This window comes from Kitasatospora sp. NPDC096128 (assembly GCF_040303105.1).
GTDB lineage: Bacteria > Actinomycetota > Actinomycetes > Streptomycetales > Streptomycetaceae > Kitasatospora.
Map to the genome: position 1 here is coordinate 43,480 of NZ_JBEOSP010000007.1, position 16,880 is coordinate 60,359.

Annotated in this window: 15 protein-coding genes; 5 read left to right on the forward strand and 10 right to left on the reverse strand. The window is 74.6% G+C overall.

Going from position 1 to position 16,880, the window contains the following annotated elements; all coding sequences use genetic code 11:
• Positions 1-51: 51 nt before the first annotated feature.
• On the forward strand, positions 52-2,010 hold the full coding sequence (locus tag ABTY61_RS10345) for an anthranilate synthase family protein (protein WP_350504533.1): 1,959 nt from the start codon (positions 52-54) through the stop codon (positions 2,008-2,010).
• A 61-nt stretch (positions 2,011-2,071) separates the two neighbouring features.
• On the opposite strand, the gene ABTY61_RS10350 is transcribed toward ABTY61_RS10345, so the two are convergent.
• From ABTY61_RS10350 to ABTY61_RS10360, 3 genes are read right to left on the reverse strand one after another with little or no spacing between them, the layout of a single operon-like run.
• Positions 2,072-2,755, reverse strand: coding sequence for a response regulator (locus tag ABTY61_RS10350; RefSeq protein WP_350504711.1), 684 nt, complete (start codon positions 2,753-2,755; stop codon positions 2,072-2,074).
• 26 nt (positions 2,756-2,781) lie between these two features.
• Complete coding sequence (macS, locus tag ABTY61_RS10355) at positions 2,782-4,029, reverse strand: MacS family sensor histidine kinase (RefSeq protein WP_350504534.1); 1,248 nt, start codon at positions 4,027-4,029, stop codon at positions 2,782-2,784.
• Positions 4,030-4,063: 34 nt separating this feature from the next.
• Complete coding sequence (locus tag ABTY61_RS10360) at positions 4,064-4,885, reverse strand: lysophospholipid acyltransferase family protein (RefSeq protein WP_350504535.1); 822 nt, start codon at positions 4,883-4,885, stop codon at positions 4,064-4,066.
• Between the two features lie 176 nt (positions 4,886-5,061).
• Here ABTY61_RS10360 and ABTY61_RS10365 point away from each other — a divergent pair, with 176 nt between their 5' ends.
• Together ABTY61_RS10365 and ABTY61_RS10370 are read left to right on the forward strand one after the other, a co-directional pair.
• A complete protein-coding gene (locus ABTY61_RS10365; protein WP_350504536.1) occupies positions 5,062-5,856 on the forward strand; it encodes an alpha/beta hydrolase in 795 nt (264 codons plus the stop codon).
• 10 nt (positions 5,857-5,866) lie between these two features.
• Positions 5,867-6,622 (forward strand): hypothetical protein, encoded by a 756-nt coding sequence (locus ABTY61_RS10370; protein ID WP_350504537.1) that lies wholly within the window; start codon positions 5,867-5,869, stop codon positions 6,620-6,622.
• Here the strand turns inward: ABTY61_RS10370 and ABTY61_RS10375 are convergent.
• The 5 genes from ABTY61_RS10375 to ABTY61_RS10395 form a co-directional block, all read right to left on the reverse strand.
• Positions 6,619-7,380: an endonuclease/exonuclease/phosphatase family protein gene (locus ABTY61_RS10375; RefSeq protein WP_350504538.1), complete on the reverse strand. Its 762-nt coding sequence runs from the start codon at positions 7,378-7,380 to the stop codon at positions 6,619-6,621. The genes ABTY61_RS10370 and ABTY61_RS10375 overlap by 4 nt on opposite strands.
• 117 nt (positions 7,381-7,497) lie before the next feature.
• Positions 7,498-8,439 (reverse strand): ROK family glucokinase, encoded by a 942-nt coding sequence (locus tag ABTY61_RS10380; protein WP_350504539.1) that lies wholly within the window; start codon positions 8,437-8,439, stop codon positions 7,498-7,500.
• 192 nt (positions 8,440-8,631) lie between these two features.
• Positions 8,632-9,036 carry a DUF5304 family protein gene (locus ABTY61_RS10385; RefSeq protein ID WP_350504540.1) on the reverse strand — a complete coding sequence of 135 codons (405 nt, stop codon included), beginning with the start codon at positions 9,034-9,036 and terminating at the stop codon, positions 8,632-8,634.
• 118 nt (positions 9,037-9,154) lie between these two features.
• A complete protein-coding gene (locus ABTY61_RS10390) occupies positions 9,155-10,327 on the reverse strand; it encodes an ArsA family ATPase (protein WP_350504541.1) in 1,173 nt (390 codons plus the stop codon).
• A 34-nt stretch (positions 10,328-10,361) separates the two neighbouring features.
• Positions 10,362-10,796 (reverse strand): SRPBCC family protein, encoded by a 435-nt coding sequence (locus ABTY61_RS10395; RefSeq protein ID WP_350504542.1) that lies wholly within the window; start codon positions 10,794-10,796, stop codon positions 10,362-10,364.
• Positions 10,797-11,129: 333 nt separating this feature from the next.
• Here ABTY61_RS10395 and ABTY61_RS10400 point away from each other — a divergent pair, with 333 nt between their 5' ends.
• On the forward strand, positions 11,130-12,923 hold the full coding sequence (locus tag ABTY61_RS10400) for an AMP-dependent synthetase/ligase (RefSeq protein WP_350504543.1): 1,794 nt from the start codon (positions 11,130-11,132) through the stop codon (positions 12,921-12,923).
• A gap of 87 nt (positions 12,924-13,010) precedes the next feature.
• Here ABTY61_RS10400 and ABTY61_RS10405 read toward each other — a convergent pair whose 3' ends face one another.
• Positions 13,011-14,147: a glycosyltransferase family 4 protein gene (locus ABTY61_RS10405; protein ID WP_350504544.1), complete on the reverse strand. Its 1,137-nt coding sequence runs from the start codon at positions 14,145-14,147 to the stop codon at positions 13,011-13,013.
• A 211-nt stretch (positions 14,148-14,358) separates the two neighbouring features.
• Here ABTY61_RS10405 and ABTY61_RS10410 point away from each other — a divergent pair, with 211 nt between their 5' ends.
• Positions 14,359-15,714, forward strand: coding sequence for a glycosyltransferase 87 family protein (locus ABTY61_RS10410; RefSeq protein WP_350504545.1), 1,356 nt, complete (start codon positions 14,359-14,361; stop codon positions 15,712-15,714).
• Here the strand turns inward: ABTY61_RS10410 and ABTY61_RS10415 are convergent.
• Positions 15,711-16,796, reverse strand: a complete 1,086-nt coding sequence (locus ABTY61_RS10415) for a hypothetical protein (RefSeq protein WP_350504546.1) — start codon at positions 16,794-16,796, stop codon at positions 15,711-15,713. The two genes, ABTY61_RS10410 and ABTY61_RS10415, sit on opposite strands and share 4 nt — an antisense overlap.
• Positions 16,797-16,880 lie beyond the last annotated feature (84 nt).

The following is a 16,880-nucleotide window of genomic DNA, read 5'->3' on the forward strand; positions in this document are numbered from 1 at the left end:
GGAGCGGAACCAGCACCGCCTCGCCATCCACCCCGGAAGGAAGCCGTACTCGTGACCACCCCTGCCGAGCTGCTCGCCCGTCTCACCGCCCCCGACGCGCCCGCCTTCGCCCTGCTGCACCGCCGCACCCCCCGGCACGCCCCGGACACCGTCGAGGTGCTGCTGGGCACCGTCGACAGCTACGAGCGCCTCGCCGACCTGCCGGTCCGCTCCGGCGTCCCGTCCGCCGGCCCCGTGCACGACCTGCTCGCGCTGGTCCCGTACCGGCAGATCCGCGAGCGCGGCTTCGAGGCCCACGACGACGGCACCCCGTTGCAGGCCCTCGCGGTGGCCGAGCAGTACGCCCTGCCGTTGGCCGGATTCACCGCCGCCCTGCCACAGGAGCCGGTCAACCTGTCCGACGGCGCCTTCGACGTGGACGACGAGGCGTACGCGGCGATCGTCCGCCGGGTGATCGAGGACGAGATCGGCAACGGCGAGGGCGCCAACTTCGTGATCCGGCGCGACTTCCACGCCACCTTGGAGGACTTCTCGCCCGCGCTCGCCCTCTCGCTGTTCCGCCGACTGCTGGAGCAGGAGCGCGGCGCGTACTGGACCTTCCTGGTGCACACCGGGAACCGTCCTGCCGGCGGCGGGCCGAGTCGCATCCTGGTCGGGGCCTCCCCCGAGGTGCACGTCCGGCAGAGCGGCGGCACCGTCGTGATGAACCCGATCTCCGGCACCTACCGCTATCCGGCCGGCGGTGCCGACCTCGACTCGCTGCTGCAGTTCCTCCGCGACCCCAAGGAGCTGGAGGAGCTCACCATGGTGGTCGACGAGGAACTGAAGATGATGTGCACGGTCGGCGACCTCGGCGGCCAGGTGCTCGGCCCCCGGCTCAAGGAGATGTCCCACCTCGCCCACACCGAGTACGAGCTGCGCGGCCGCACCTCGATGGACGTCCGCGAGGTGCTGCGCGAGACGATGTTCGCCGCCACCGTCACCGGCAGCCCGGTGCAGAACGCCACCCGGGTGATCCGGCGCTACGAGCCGCACGGCCGCGGCTACTACTCCGGCGCGCTCGCCCTGATCGGGCGCTCCGCGAGCGGCGGGCAGCTGCTGGACTCGCCGATCTGCATCCGCACCGCCGACATCGACCCGGCCACCGGACGGCTGGTCGTCCGGGTCGGCGCCACCCTGGTGCGCCACTCCGTCCCCGAGTCCGAGGTCGCCGAGACCCACGCCAAGGCCGCCGGGGTGCTCACCGCGATCGGCGCCCGGCCCGCCCCCGCCCGGCCGCCCCGCCCCGGCGGGCCCCGGCTCGCCGACGACCACCGGGTCCAGGCCGCGCTGGACTCCCGCCGGGCCGACCTCGCCCCGTTCTGGCTGCGGATGCAGACACCGTCCCAGGTCACCGAGGCCCTGCCGACCCTGGTCGTGGACGGCGAGGACACCTTCACCTCGATGCTGTCCCACCTGCTGACCTCGCTCGGCCACCGGGTCGGCGTGGTCCGCTTCGACCAGCCGGGCCTGCGCGACCTGGTCGCGGCGCACCGCGGCCCGCTGGTGCTCGGCCCCGGCCCGGGCGACCCGGCGCTCGCCGAGGACCCCAAGATGGCGGTGCTGCGCCCGGTCGTCGCGGACGCCCTGGCCGCCGTCCGCTCCGGCGCCCGGACCGCCCCGCTGCTCGCGGTCTGCCTCAGCCACCAGCTGCTCGCCGCCGAACTCGGGCTCGCACTGGGCCGCAAGGCCGTCCCGTACCAGGGCGCCCAGGAGGGCATCGACCTGTTCGGCACCAAGCGGACGGTCGGCTTCTACAACACCTTCACCGCGCGCTGCTCGGACGGGGACGCCGCCCGGCTCGCCGCCGAGGGCGTCGAGGTCGCCCGGGACACCGTCACCGGCGACGTCCACGCGCTGCGCGGCCCCGGCTTCGCAAGCCTGCAGTTCCACCCGGAGTCGGTACTCACCCGGGACGGCGTGGACATCGTCGCCGCCCTGCTGCGCGAGGCCACGGCCGTACGGGGTTGAGGACTCCGGGCCGGTCCCGGGCGTCCGCCGCCCGGGACCGGCCCGATCCACCCGAGGCGCCCTACAGCTCCTCGTCCAGCCCCTGCTCGATCGCGTACCGGACCAGCTCCACCCGGTTGTGCAGCTGCAGCTTGCCCAGCGTGTTCTGCACATGGTTCTGCACCGTCCGGTGCGACAGCACCAGCCGGTCGGCGATCTGCCGGTACGACAGGCCCTTGGCCACCAGCCGCAGCACCTCGGTCTCCCGGGTGGTCAGCTGCGGGACGGCCGGCGCCGAGGCCGGGGCCGGCTCGGCGGCCAGCCGGCGGAACTCGCCGAGCACCAGCCCGGCCAGACCGGGCGTGAACACCGCGTCGCCGACGGCCGTCCGGCGCACCGCGTCCAGCAGCTCCTCCCGGCCGGCCGACTTCACCAGGTAGCCGGTCGCGCCGGACTTCACCGCCTCCAGCACGTCCTGGTGCTCGCCGCTGGCCGACAGCACCAGCACCCGCACCGCCGGGTCGTGCCCGACCACCTGGCGGCACACCTCGGCACCGGGCAGGCCGGGCAGGTTGAGGTCCAGCACCACGACCTGCGGCGAGCAGGCCCGGGCACGGCGCACCGCCTCCTCGCCGTCTCCCGCCGTGGCCACCACGTCCAGGCCCGCCTCGGCCAGGTCGCGCGAGACGGCGTCCCGCCACATCGGGTGGTCGTCCACCACCATCACCCGCACCGGCCGGTCGGCGGTCGCCGGCTGATCGGTCATCGCCTGATCGGTCATCGGCTGGTCGGTCATGCAGAGGCCTTCCTAGGGACGCGCAGTTCGACCTCGACGCCCTCCCCGGGCGCCGAGTACAGCTCGGCCGTGCCGCCGAGGTCCAGCACCCGGCCCCGGATCGACTGGGAGACGCCCAGCCGCCCGGCCCGCTCCGCCTCGCCGAGCCGGCCGGGGGCGTAGCCCGGGCCGTCGTCGCGGATGCTGACCGTGACGGCTTCCGGCTCGTCCTCCACCAGGATCCAGGCCCGGGCCGAATCCCCGGCGTGCTTGCGGACGTTGTCGACGGCGGCCCCGACCGCCGCGGCGAGCTCGCCCGCCGCCGGGCCGGGCAGCAGCACCGGGGTGCCGGGGGCGGAGAGGGTGATCCGCTCGTCGGCGTAGCGGCGCAGCAGTGCGGTGAGGTCGTGCGGCCCGGCCGGGTCGGGCTCCTCGGCCCGGTCCGCCTCCGGCAGCCGCTGGGCCGGGAGCGGGCCGCCGGTCATCAGGGCCCGCAGCGCGCGCTCCTGCTCGCCGGCGAGGCGGCCCAGCTCCGCGAAGTCCCCACCGTCGACGCTGCCGCCGTTGCCGGCGGCGCCGCTGACGCCCAGTTCGGCGCCCCGGCGCTGGACCAGGGCGAGCACCTGGAGCACGCCGTCGTGGATGTCCCGGGAGAGCCGTTCGCGCTCCCGGGTGGCCGCCTCGACCTGGAGCGCCCGGGTGAGGGTGGCCTCGCTGGCGCGGGCCAGTTCGATCACGTACCCGATGGCGCAGCCGGCCACCAGCAGCAGCACGATGTTGTGGACGTTGTCGCCGGTCGGGCCGCCGTGGCCGAGGATGTTGGCGACCCCGATCACCGCGCCGACCGCCGCCGCCGGGCGCCAGCCGCCCTTGGCGGCGAAGCCGAGGACGGTGCCGGCGGCCCAGATGGTCGGCAGGGTGGGCGCGCCGTGGCTGATCCGGGCCGGTGCGTCGGTCATCCCGCTCATCACGATGCCGGTCACGGCAAGGGACAGGTCGAAGCCGAGGACGTACCAGGTGCAGCGCTGCGGGTTGGCGAAGGCCCGGGTGCTGGCGAGCGTCCAGAGGATGAGCGCGCCGAAGTAGATCCAGCCCGCGACCGGGTGCAGGAAGTGCAGGTACGAGTTGAAGTACCGCAGCAGCGCGTAGCAGAGGGCCAGCACCCGGAAGTACGAGATCGCCTTCCACAGCGGGAGTTCGACGGACATGCCGCCGGCCGCCATCGCGCCGCCCACCGCGGCACCCGTACTCGCGCCCTCCGCCATGTCCCGGCCCCTCCCCTGGACCCGACCGGGCCGGTCAGGCCGACCCGGTCCCGTTCTGCTCCTGCTGGTCCTGCTGTCCGGCCTTCTCCGCCTCGGCCTTCTCGGCTTCGGCGGCCTCGGCCTTCTCCGCCTTGGCGGCGGCCCGGCGCTCGGCGTCGGCCTTCTTCTTCTCGTCCGCGATCTGCCGCTTGGCGGCCGTCGCGTAGATGTCCACGTACTCCTGGCCGGAGAGCCGCATGATCTCGTACATCACCTCGTCCGTCACCGAACGGAGGATGAAGCGGTCGTTCTCCATGCCGTGGTAGCGGGAGAAGTCCAGCGGGCGGCCGATCCGGATGCCCGGGCGGATGCCGAAGTTGGGGACCACCTGGCCGGGCGGCTGCACCTTCTCGGTGTCGATCATGGCGACCGGGATGACCGGGGCGCCGGTGGCCAGCGCCACCCGTGCCAGGCCGCCGACCTTGCCGCGGTACAGCTTGCCGTCGGGCGAGCGGGTGCCCTCGGGGTAGACGCCGAACAGCTCGCCGCGGTCCAGCACCGCGATGGCGCTGCGGATCGCGGCCTCGCCGGCCCCGCGCACGCCCGAGCGGTCCACCGGCAGCTGGCCGACGCCCTTGAAGAAGGCGGCGGTCAACCGGCCCTTGAGGCCGGGGGTGTTGAAGTACTCGGCCTTCGCGATGAAGGTCACCCGGCGCCTGATCAGCGCGGGGAAGAAGAACGAGTCCGAGAAGGAAAGGTGGTTGCTCGCGATGATCGCCGCACCTTCGGTGGGGATGTTCTCCTCACCCTCGATCCACGGCCGGAAGAAGATCCGAAGCAGTGGCGCGACGATCATCTTCATCAGTCGGTAGAACAACCCGGGCCTCCTGTTATGCGGACCGGTCGATCCTAATGCCCCGCGGCCGCCCGCTGTGCCCGGGCCCGCCGTAGGGGGTGTACGTCCCGGCGCGGGGCGTGGGACGATGCGGATTCCGCAGCTTCCCCCTCCAGCGTCCCCTCCCCCAGCGCCACCCGCCCGCGAAGGAGTCCGCCATGCCGCTGCTGCCCGGTGCCGAACCCTACCGCCACCAGGGCGGACCGGTCGGAGTGCTGCTGTGCCACGGCTTCACCGGGTCCCCGCAGTCGCTGCGGCCATGGGCCGAGGAACTGGCGGCCGCCGGGTTCACCGTCTCGCTGCCGTTGCTGCCGGGGCACGGCACGCGTTGGCAGGACATGCAGGTCACCCGGTGGGAGGACTGGTACGCGACGGTCGAGCGCGAGCTGCTGACCCTCGCCGAGGAGTGCGAGCAGGTCTTCGTCTGCGCGCTGTCGATGGGCGGCGCGCTGGCGCTGCGGCTGGCCGCGCTGAACGGGCCGACGGTCTCCGGGCTGGTGCTGGTCAACCCGTCGGTGCGCTCGGACAACCCCGCCGGGGTACTGCTGCCGGTACTGCGGCACCTCGTGCCGAGCATCCCGGGGATCGCGAACGACATCCAGAAGCCGGGCGCCCAGGAGCTCGGCTACGACCGGACGCCGCTGCACGCCGCCTGGTCGCTGAGCCGGCTGTGGCAGGAGGTCCAGCTGCGGCTGCCCGAGGTGACCCAGCCGGTGCTGCTCTTCCACAGCCCGCAGGACCACGTGGTCTCGCCGGCCAACTCGGAACTGGTGCTGGCCCGGATATCCTCGACCGACGTGACGGAGCGGCTGTGCCAGCGCAGCTTCCACGTCGCGACGCTGGACCACGACGCGGCGGAAATATTCGCGGCGAGCCTGGACTTCATCCGACGGCTGGCTCCCGCGCACGCGGCGGGCGCCGACAGGGCCGAATCCGACGATCACCATGGCTGAAGGGCCGGAAGTGCACGAGAGCAGCACGGCGGGCGGCGGGGACGACAAGCCCCGCGAGGACGGCGCGCGGACGGACGGCGTGCCGAAGGACGCCACCGTCCACGGGGACGGCACCGTCCAGGGCGGCCCGGCCGCCGAGGGCACGGCGGCCGACGGCGCCGCGCCGACCGGGGAGGGCGCTGAGGCGGACGCCCCCGCGCCCGTGGAGTCCCGCCCGCGCCGCAGCGCCCCCGAGCGCAGCCAGGCCGAGCAGGACGCGATCTTCGCCGCCCTGGTCGCCCAGTTCGACGACCCGGTCGACCTCACCAACCCCAACTGGCCCGAGGTCGAGAACCTCCGGGCGCAGAACGAGCTCAAGGGCGGCTTCAAGGACGGCGTCGGCCCCAAGCCGGGCCAGGACGCCGGGGACGACCTCTCGGACCTCGCCCCGCAGCCCCGCTCCCGCTCCGGCCGCCCCGTCCTCCCGGCCGCCGGCCCGGGTCCGCGTGACTTCGAGCTGGCCGAGGAGACCGACGAGGGCCACTTCGTCCCGCCGGAGCCCCCGCCGCTGCCGGCCGCCGACGTGACGGCCAAGTTCGCCTGGCTGGCGGTGCTCGGCGGCCCGGCCCTGCTGCTGATCGACGCGGTGGTGTGGCGGGAGATCTCCGGCTGGCCCGCCTGGGTCGGGGTCACCGCCTTCCTCGGCGGCTTCGTCACCCTGGTCGCCCGGATGAAGGACCGCGACGAGGACGAGCCGGAGGACCCGGACCACGGCGCGGTCGTCTAGCGCCGGACTCCCCGGGGCGGGGGGAACTCCAGCACGGCCAGCACCGGCAGGTGGTCGGTCGCGGCCCGCAGGTCCGCCCCGGTGACGCCGGGCAGCCCGTGCGGCACCCCGCAGCCGAGGACGGTGATCCCGGGCGTGGCGAAGACCGCGTCGATCCGCTGGTAGGGGTTCTCCGGGACGGACGTGAACTCGCCGCCCCAGGGCGCGGTCGGGTACCCGTCCCACATCCGGGAGGCCAGCAGCTGCCAGCCCGGCCCGTCCGGGTGCTCGTTGAAGTCCCCTGCCACGACGCCGTGTTCGGAGATCGCGAGCTGGTCGAGCAGCAGCTCGAACTGCCCGTACCGCTCCTCCGGGTCCAGGCTGAGGTGGCAGCTGGTGACGGTGAAGGGCGCGGTGCCGGGCAGGCGCAGCAGCGCGGTGGCGAAGCCGCGCGCGTGCAGGCCGCGGGTCTTGGGCAGCAGCCGGTCGTGCACGCCCAGCAGCTCCACCGCGCCGGGCCGGCCGAGCAGCAGCGGGCCGGCGGCGGTGCGGCCGCCCCCGGCCAGCACGACCGTCCCGGTGCTCCGGGCCAGCCAGGCGGCCTGGCCCTCGGGGCGCCAGTAGCGCGGTGACTCCTGGACGCAGACCAGGTCGGGCGCGCAGGCCCGGATCACCCGTGCCAGCGCCCGCCGGTCGTCGCGCAGCGAGCGGATGTTGTAGCTGAGCAGGCGCAGTCGGCGCGGGCCGCCCGGCGGCGGTTCGGTGGGCGCGGCGGTCATGGTCCTCCCCTGGTGCGGTGTCACTGGGAGAGACCGTAGTGCGACGGCGGCGGCGCGTCCGGGATTGGTCGGGGCCCGGTCGCACCGCCGCCGGCGGTCTGGACTGCTGTGGAACGGTCAGGTGCGGGCGAGGTCCGCCGCGCCGACGATGCCGGCCGCGGAGCCCATGGAGGCCAGCACGACCTCGGCGCGGGGGCGGTGCACCCCGCCGGTCAGGTAGTGCTCGAAGGCCTTGGCGACCGGGTCGAGCAGCAGCCGGCCGGAGTCGGAGACTCCGCCGCCGAGGACGAACACGCCCGGGTCGAACAGCGCGGCGAGGTCGGCCATGCCGCGGCCCAGCCAGTCGGCGAGCTCGGCGTAGCACTCCAGGGCGAGCGGGTCGCCGTCCTCGGCCGCCTCGGTGATGTGGATGCCGCGGATGGTCTCGGCGACGCCGTCGTTGAGGTCCAGCATCCGCTTGCCGCGCACCGGGTCGGCCGCGGCCTTCTCCCGGCCGTAGCGGCGCAGTGCGCGCCCGGAGCCGTACTGCTCCCAGCAGCCCTTGCCGCCGCAGCCGCACTGGAGGCCGTCCGGGACCATGTTGAGGTGGCCGATCTCTCCGGCCACGCCGAAGCGGCCGCGGTGCAGGCGCCCGTCGAGGACGATGCCGCCGCCGATGCCGGTGCCGACGGTGATCAGCACCATGTCCTGGTGGTCGGCGGCCGCGCCGAAGCGGAACTCGGCCCAGGCCGCGCAGTTGGCGTCGTTCTCGACCACCGTGGACAGGCCGGTGAGCTCCTCGATCCGGCCGCGCAGCGGCTCGTTCTCCCAGTCGATGTTGGGCGCGAAGATCACCGTGGAGCGGTTGCTGTCGACGAAGCCGGGGGCGCCGACGCCGACGGCAGTGACATCGGGGTGCTGCTCCTTGAGCTCGCGCACGGCCTGCGCGATGGCGTCGACGGCCCACTGGGGGTCGGCCGGGGTGGGGACCCGGGTCCGGGCCAGGATCGCACCCGCCTCGTCGACCACGCCTGCCGCGATCTTGGTCCCGCCGACATCGACGCCGATGGTCAGAGCCATGTGTCCCTCAGCTATTCACTCGTTCCCGCTGGACGGAACGGTACCGCCCAACCCTGCCCCCGTACACAGCCTCGCATACATTATCCGAAGACAATTCCGGGACAGCCGGGCCGTGATGCTTCAAAAGTCGTATCGAATTTCCTTCTTAGTGACGTACGAGAGCGGCTCGATCACGCTGCGGAAGTTACGGATTCACTGCTTGGCGGACGGCCCGTCATCCCCGTCGGCGCCCTCGGGCCGACCGGGTGCGTCGAGGTCGATCTTCTCCACCGGCGCCCCCTCCCCGGCCGTCCAGCGCTGCTCGTGCCCGGCCACCGCGGCGCGGTAGGCGGCCAGCAGCTCGGCGCCCGCGGCGGCCAGCCCGGAGCCGGCCGCGGCGAGGTGGGAGTAGACCTCCGGCTGCTGGGTGCGCAGGCGGTCGGCCAGCCCGGAGAGGGTGATCAGGGTGGTGGCGCCGGTCTCCTGCGCCTTCTCGCCGACGGCGGTGGCGAACCGGCGCACCTCGTCCACCAGCGGGCCCAGCTCCGGCCCGAACGGGTGGGACGGCCCGCCGCCCTGCTCCGCGCCGGGCTCGGTACGGTCGTCGGTGCTGGTCATCGCGGACGCCTCCTCAGCCGTGGCCGCACCCCGCGGCCCCTTGCGGCCCGACGCTACCCGACCGGCCGTACCCCGGGCCCCGCCGATCGGCCCGGAGGCCCGGAGGCCGGAAGGCCCGTCAGCCCTGCGGCCAGAGCGAAGGGTCGGGTGCGAACCGCACCGACAGCACGCCCTCGTGCAGCCCCGCCCCGGCCACCGTGCAGCGGCGCAGCGCGGCGGGCAGCGGGAGCACCCGGCGGTGGGCGCCGAGGCCGACCACCAGGTCGTCGCCCCGGCGGACCAGGTCCAGCCCGGAGCGGTCGGCGCCGGGCAGGTCCAGGTGCCAGACCAGCAGGCCCTCCTCGGCGAGCCGGTCCTCGACCGGCCAGGGCTGCGGTTCGAGCCGCTCGGGGCCCGGCCCGTCCCCGTACAGGCGGTCGGCGACGGCCTCCAGGGTGCCCTCGGCCAGGCCGGTGACCAGCACCGGGGCGTCGGTCTCGGCGGCGAGCCGGTCCAGCTCCTCCTGCCGGCGGCGGGCCAGCTCGGCCAGCCAGGGGTCGGGCGAGGCGAGCGCGGCGGGCGGCAGCGCGCCGTGCACCACGACGGCGTCCGGCCGGTGGCCGTACAGCGCGAGCCCGGCCCGGACCCGGCGCAGCTGCTCGTACGGGTGGCCGTCGGCGGAGACGACCAGGCGCACGCTGGTGCCCGGGTCGCTGATCGCGGCGCGGGACTCGGCGAGCACCGCGGCGGCCCTGGTGCGCCCCTCGTAGAGCCACTCGGCGGGCATCGGGACGCCGGCCAGCCCGGCCAGCAGCGGGCGCAGTGCGCGGGCGGCCTGCCGCTGCTCGGGGACCAGCCGGTCCAGGTAGCGGGTGAGCTGCTCGGGCAGCGCGAGGGTGGCGATCAGCTCGGCGGGCGAGGGGGCGAGCACCACCAGGACGTCCTGGTCGGCGGCGGGCAGGGCGCGCAGCAGGGCGAGCCGGGCGATGCCGGGAAGGGCGGTCAGCTCCTCGGGGTCGAGCTGTTCGGCGCCGAGCAGGTCGAGGGCGGGCTTGAGCCGGCCGGTGAGCTCGCCGACGGCGTAGCGGAACGCGGCCTGCTCGTCGATCCGGGAGACCGTCAGGCCCGGCGCGTAGCCGAGCGGTTCGGGTTCCAGGCGGGTGCCGAGCGCGGAGTCCAGGGCCCGGTGCGGGTCGTCGGCGGCCAGCAGCCAGGTGCGGTGGCCGCGCCGGGCGGCGTGCAGGGCGGTGGCGGCGGCCACGGCGGGCGCGCCCGCGTCGCCGCTGACCAGGATGGTGCGTGTCGCCGTCATGCCGTCGGCCCCCGTTCCGCCGCGTCCGTCCCGGTCAGCCCTCGACGCGCTTCTTCAGGCCGGCCAGCGCGCGGTCGATGATGACCTTCTCGGCCTTGCGCTTGATCATGCCGAGCATCGGGATCTTGACGTCCACGGCGAGCTGGTAGGTGGCCTCGGTGCGGCCGCCGGCCAGCGGGACGAGGGTGTAGGAGCCGTCCAGCGAGCGGAGCATCTGGCTGCGGACGAGGGTCCAGCTGACCTCGCGGTCGCCGTCCCAGGTGTAGGCGAGGGTGTGCTCGTCGCGGATGGCGCCGGCGTCGAGCAGCAGCCGGACCTGGGCGGCGCGGCCGTCCTCGCCGCTCTCCAGGACCTCGATCTCCTTGACCTCGCCGGTCCAGGCCGGGTAGGCGGCGAAGTCGGCGATCACGGCCATCACCGTGGCCGGGGTCGCGTCGATGATGATGCTCGACCTGGTGTGCTCCGCCATGGAATGGCCCTCCGCGTCGTCCCGCTGCCTGCCGGTCCGGTCGAGGCGCGCTCGACCCGATCCGCCCGGAGCAGGCTATCGCGACCGGCGATCGACTCGGCCCCGCGGGCACCGGTGACGGCGGGTGGGGGCGTCGGCGGCGGCCCTGGCGGGGCGGGCTACCGACCGGTCACCGATGGGCTGCCGTAGGGTGCCAGTCGAACGACCCGGTCACGGCCTGGTCCGACCCGGCCGGGTGTGACACTTCGAACACCGGGGCCGACCCCCTGGTCGAAGCTGCCTACCGGGCAGTAACGTCCTGCCGTCCCGCAGCGTCGCGAACGAGGAGCAGTCTTGCTCGACTTCAGCCTTCCGGCCCTCTACCAGGTCCCGAGCGGCGGCAACCTCGCCGACCCTGTGCACCGGAACGCCGAGGAGCACCCGGACGTCGCCGTGCTCAGCCGGAAGGTGGACGGCCACTGGCAGGAGTTGACCGCGGTCCAGTTCCTCGCCGAGGTGCACGCCGCCGCGAAGGGCCTGATCGCCGCGGGCATCGGGCCCGGCGACCGGGTGGGCGTCATGTCCCGCACCCGGTACGAGTGGACGCTGCTGGACTTCGCGATCTGGACGGCCGGCGCGATCACCGTGCCGGTCTACGAGACCTCCTCGGCCGAGCAGGTCGAGTGGATCCTCGGCGACTCGGGCGCCGTCGCCCTGGTCACCGAGACCGACCAGCACGTCAAGGTCCTCGCCGAGGTCCGCGACCGGCTGCCGGAGCTCAAGCACACCTGGCAGATCGAGGGCGGCGCGATCGCCGCGCTGGCCGAGGCCGGCCAGGACGTCCCGGACGCGACCGTCCAGGAGCGCCGGACGGTCGCCGGGCCCGACGACGTCGCCACCATCGTCTACACCTCGGGCACCACCGGCCGTCCGAAGGGCTGCCAGCTGACCCACGGCAACTTCCTGGCCGAGTGCGGCAACGTGGTCGAGCGCCTGGCCCCGCTGTTCCGCACCGGCGAGAGCTCGGTGCTGCTCTTCCTGCCGCTGGCCCACGTGCTCGCCCGGATCGCCGAGATCGCCCCGGTGATGGCCCCGATCAAGCTGGGCCACGTCTCCGACATCAGGGACGTCACCGCCGAGCTGGCGTCCTTCAAGCCGACCCTGATCCTGGGCGTGCCCAGGGTGTTCGAGAAGGTCTACAACACCGCCCGCGCCAAGGCCCAGGCCGACGGCAAGGGGAAGATCTTCGACAAGGCCGCGGACACCGCGATCGCCTACAGCCGGGCGCTGGACGCCGGCGGCGCGGGCCTGGTCCTGCGGCTCAAGCACGCCGTCTTCGACAAGCTGGTCTACAGCAAGCTGCGCGCCGCCCTCGGCGGCCGGGCCACCCACGCGATCTCCGGCGGCGCGCCGCTCGGCGAGCGGCTCGGCCACTTCTACCGGGGCATCGGCTTCACCGTCCTGGAGGGCTACGGCCTGACCGAGACCTGCGCGGCCACCGCCTTCAACCCGTGGGACAAGCCGAAGATCGGCACGGTCGGCCAGCCGGTCCCCGGCGCCTCCGTCCGGATCGCCGAGGACGGCGAGGTCTACTTCAAGGGCCCGCACGTCTTCACCGGCTACTGGAACAACCCGCAGGCCACCGCCGACACCCTCAAGGACGGCTGGATCGCCACCGGCGACCTCGGCTCGCTGGACTCCGAGGGCTACCTGACCATCACCGGCCGCAAGAAGGAGATCATCGTCACCGCGGGCGGCAAGAACGTCGCCCCGGCCGTGATCGAGGACCGGATCCGGGCCCACGCCCTGGTCGGCGAGGTCATGGTGGTCGGCGACCGCAAGCCCTTCATCGCCTGCCTCATCACCGTCGACCCGGACTTCTTCCCGAAGTGGAAGGAGCTCAACGGCAAGCCCGCCACCGCCACCGTCGCCGAGCTCGCCGAGGACCCGGACCTGCTGGCCGCCCTGCAGTCCGCCGTGGACGACGGCAACGCGGCCGTCTCGCACGCCGAGGCGGTCAAGAAGTTCCGCCTGCTGGACACCGAGTTCTCCGAGGAGAGCGGCCACCTGACGCCCTCGCTCAAGCTCAAGCGCAACGTCGTGCTCAAGGACTACGCCGCCGAGGTCGAGGCCCTGTACAAGAAGTAGGCGCGGCAAGAAGCAGGGCGCGGCAAGCAGCAGGACCGTACGTCGAAGGGCCCCGGGGCGTCCCCGGGGCCCTTCCGCGTACCGGCGTCAGCCCGCCAGCAGCGAGGTCAGCCGCCCGGCCAGCAGGTCCCAGCGCCAGGAGCGCTCCACCCAGCGCCGCCCGGCCTCCCCGAGGCGCCGGCGCAGCTCCTCGTCCCGCAGCAGCCGGACGATCCGCTCGGCCGACGCCTCGGCCGAGCCACCCGGCACCACGTACCCGGTCTCGCCCTCCAGCACGGCGTCCGGCGCCCCGCCGGAGTCCCCCGCGACCACCGGCAGGCCGGTCGCCGAGGCCTCCAGGTAGACGATCCCCAGGCCCTCCACGTCCAGCCCCCCGCGCCGGGTCCGGCAGGGCATCGCGAAGACGTCCCCGGCCCCGTAGTGGGCGGGCAGCTCCGCCCAGGGCACCGAGCCGGTGAACCGCACCGAGTCCCGGACGCCCCGGGCGTCCGCCAGCTTCTCCAGGTCCGCCCGGTAGGGCCCGCCGCCGACGATCAGCAGCACCGCGTCCGGTACGTCGCGGAGGATCTGCGGCATCGCCTCGATCAGGGTGTCCTGGCCCTTGCGCGGCACCAGCCGGGAGACGCAGACCACCACCGGCCGGTCCGCCAGCCCCAGCCGGCGGCGCACCTCGGCGCCCCCGGAGCCGGGGTGGAAGGTCGTCTCGTCCACGCCCGGCGGCAGCTGCACCATCCGGCCCGCGGCCCGCGGCCCGACCGCGGCGGCGATCCGGGAGCGGGTGTACTCCCCCAGGTAGGTCAGCACGTCGGTGCCCTCGCCGATCCGGCGCAGCAGTTGCCGGGAGCCCGGCAGCTGGGCCCAGGCGGCCTCGTGGCCGTGGGTCATGCCGAGCAGCCGCCCGGCCCCGGCCCGGCGCAGCGCGGGCGCCATCAGGCCCAGCGGCGCGGCCGCGCCGAACCAGACCGAGTCGCACCGCTCGGCGCGCAGGATCTCGGCGGCCCGCCGGGTGACCCGGGGTGTGGGAACCATCACCTTCGTCCGGTCCCGGATCACCGGGAACGGCTGCTCGGCGTCGAAGCGGCGCACCTCGGTGCCGTCCCGCCAGGTCGAGGCGTACACCACGATGCTCCCGGCGGGCTGACGGACAGCCATGTTGTGCACGAAGGCCTGGATTCCTCCCGGGCGCGGCGGGAAGTCATTGGTGACGATCAAGGTTCTGTGCATCAGGCCACGGCTCGCTCGGTCGGGGGGTGCTCGGTGTACCGCTGGGTGATCCGTACGATAGGTCAACACCACGACCCGCCGGGAACGGAACCGCGCACGGCAACCGTTTGACCCCCGGGTCAGTCCTAGTACCTAGGCCGCGATGCGGCGGCCCGGGCGTCCGTCCGTACGACGCCTCCGGTGAGGACGTCGAGACGAACGAGGGAGCGCAGTGGAGTTGGCCCCGGCCACCGAGTCCGGTTCTTCACGCGGCCGCCTCGGCCGCCCGCTCGGGGCGCTCGCCGCCCTCGGGGCGACCTGGGTGGCCACCCGCACCGTGCTGGTGCTGCTGATGACCGGCGTCCTGAAGTCGCCCGGCGGCGACGTCACCGCCGACGTCTGGATGATCTACCACGCCTGGTACGGCGTGCTGCAGACCGGCACCTTCCCGTTCGACGACGTCACCTGGCAGTACCCGCCGGGCGCCGCCCTGGTGATCCTGCTGCCGGGCCTGCTGCCCTGGTCGTACCTCACCTCGTTCTGGGTGATCTGCGGGATCGCCGACGCCGCCGCGGCCGCGCTGCTGATCCGCACCGGGCTGCGCCGGGGCCGGGCGCTGACCGGCGCCTGGCTGTGGGTGGTCGCGGTGCCGCTGCTCGGCCCGATGATCTACAACCGCTTCGACCTCCTGGTCACCGCGCTGGCCCTGGCCGGCCTGCTCGCGCTGATCCGCCGCCCGGCGATCGGCGGGCTGCTGCTGGGCCTGGGCGGCATCGTCAAGGTCTGGCCGCTGCTCGGCCTGATCGGCACCCCGTCCGGCCGCCGCACCCGCCGCTCCTGGACGCTGGCGGCCGCCACCGCCGTGTCGGTGGGCTTCCTGCTCGCGGCCGGGATGAACGGCGCCTTCGGCTTCCTGGCCTTCCAGGGGGCCCGCGGCATCGAGGTCGAGTCGGTCGGCGCGCTGCCGCTGCACATCGCCCGGCTGGCCGGGGGCTGGAACGGCAGGGTCACCATGAACTACGGCTCCCCCGAGATGCTCGGGCCGTGGGTCGGCGTGATCAGCAAGGTGATGATGGCCGGCACCGTGCTGGGCTTCCTCTGGCTGCTGCTGTGGCGCTTCACGGCCCGCCGCCGCAACGCCGCCACCATGTACGACGCGGCGCTGTGCGCGCTGCTGGTCTTCGTGGTGACCAGCCGGGTGATCAGCCCGCAGTACCTGGTCTGGCTGATCGGCGTCGCGGCGGTCTGCCTGACCGTGCGCGGCACCAGCCAGCGGCCGGTGGCCCTGCTGATCCTGCTCGCCTGCCCGCTGACCCTGCTCGAGTTCCCGACGATGTTCACCCAGGTCCTCAACAGCGAACCGCTCGCGGTCACCGTGCTGGGCCTGCGCAACCTGCTGCTGCTGACCGCCGCCCTGCTCTCCTGCATCCGGCTCTGGCGCTCCACCCGCGCCACGACGGCCCTGCCGCCCACCGTGGTGCTGGCCGAGCCCCCGGCGCTGCCGCCCGCCTCCGCCTACCCGGTCCGCCCGGGCATCGCGTACGAGCAGGACCTGCTGGACGGCATCGACCACCCGGCCAAGCGCTAGGAGCTGTCCGGCGGCCGGCCCTTCAACGCCGCCACCTCGGCCAGCCACAGCCCGGTGAACTCGGCCAGTCCGACGCCCAGTTCGGCGCGCAGCAGCCGGTCCGTCCGGCGGTCCCGCTCCTCGCCCTGTCCGTCGGCCGCGCCGACCGCCCGGTAGAAGGCGACCAGCCGCTCGGTGCCGTACCGGCGGGCGATCAGCGCGCAGGCGAGCCAGGACTGCTCGTAGGCCTGGGCGATGCCGGTGGCGCCGGCGGCGAAGTCCGCGTCGGCGGGCAGCGCGGCGGGCAGCTTCCCGGCGGCGACGTCCCGGGCCAGTTCGGGGGCGATCTGCTGCGGGCGGCGGCCGGAGTCCCGGTAGGCGGTCCAGTCGGCGACGCCCTCGGAGAGCCAGAGCGGGGTCCAGGCGCGGGTGTCGGCCCGGGTCGCGACGTGGGTGGTCTCGTGGGTGACGACCACCTGGCGGCCGAAGTCGCTGAGCCGCGCGAAGGCCTCGGGGTTGATCACCACCCGGTCCGCCGGGGTGTGCCAGGGGGCGCCGGGGGCGGCCACGGTGACCGCCGCCATGCCCGTCCAGCCCGCCGGGTCGGCCTCCAGCAGCCGGGCGAACTGCACCTCGGTGGCGGGCAGTTCGAGCAGCAGCCGGCCGGGCCAGGCACTGCCCCAGACCGCGCTGACGGCCGGCACCGCCGTGTCCCCCACCGGGACCAGGCCGGCCGGGTCGGGCCCGCCGGCCAGGCCGAGCACCAGGCAGTGGGCGCCGGCTGCGGTCCGGGCGGGGCCGAGGTCCCAGAGCGCCGGGGGCCCGCCGGTGCCCTCCTCGTGCTCCACCCGCCAGCCGCCGGAATCCCGGACCAGCTCGATCCGGCGCGGGTACACCACGGGGTATTCGTCGTACCCGGCGATCCGCAGCGTCAGTTCGGCGGACGCGCCCTGCCGGTCCGGCCCGGCGGGCGGGGAGAGCACCAGGTTGCGGTAGGCCGCCTCGGCCCCGGTGAGCCCCGACCAGGCGGGCAGCGAGCGCGCCCGCGCCGCCAGCAGCCCGGCGACCTCGGCCTGCCGGTCGGCGGCCCGCCCGGCCGGCACCGCCGCGGGGGCCGCCGGGGGCAGCGAGAGCTGGGCCAGCCCGCCCGCCGCCAGCAGCAGCGCACCGCGCCGGGACAGCGCGCA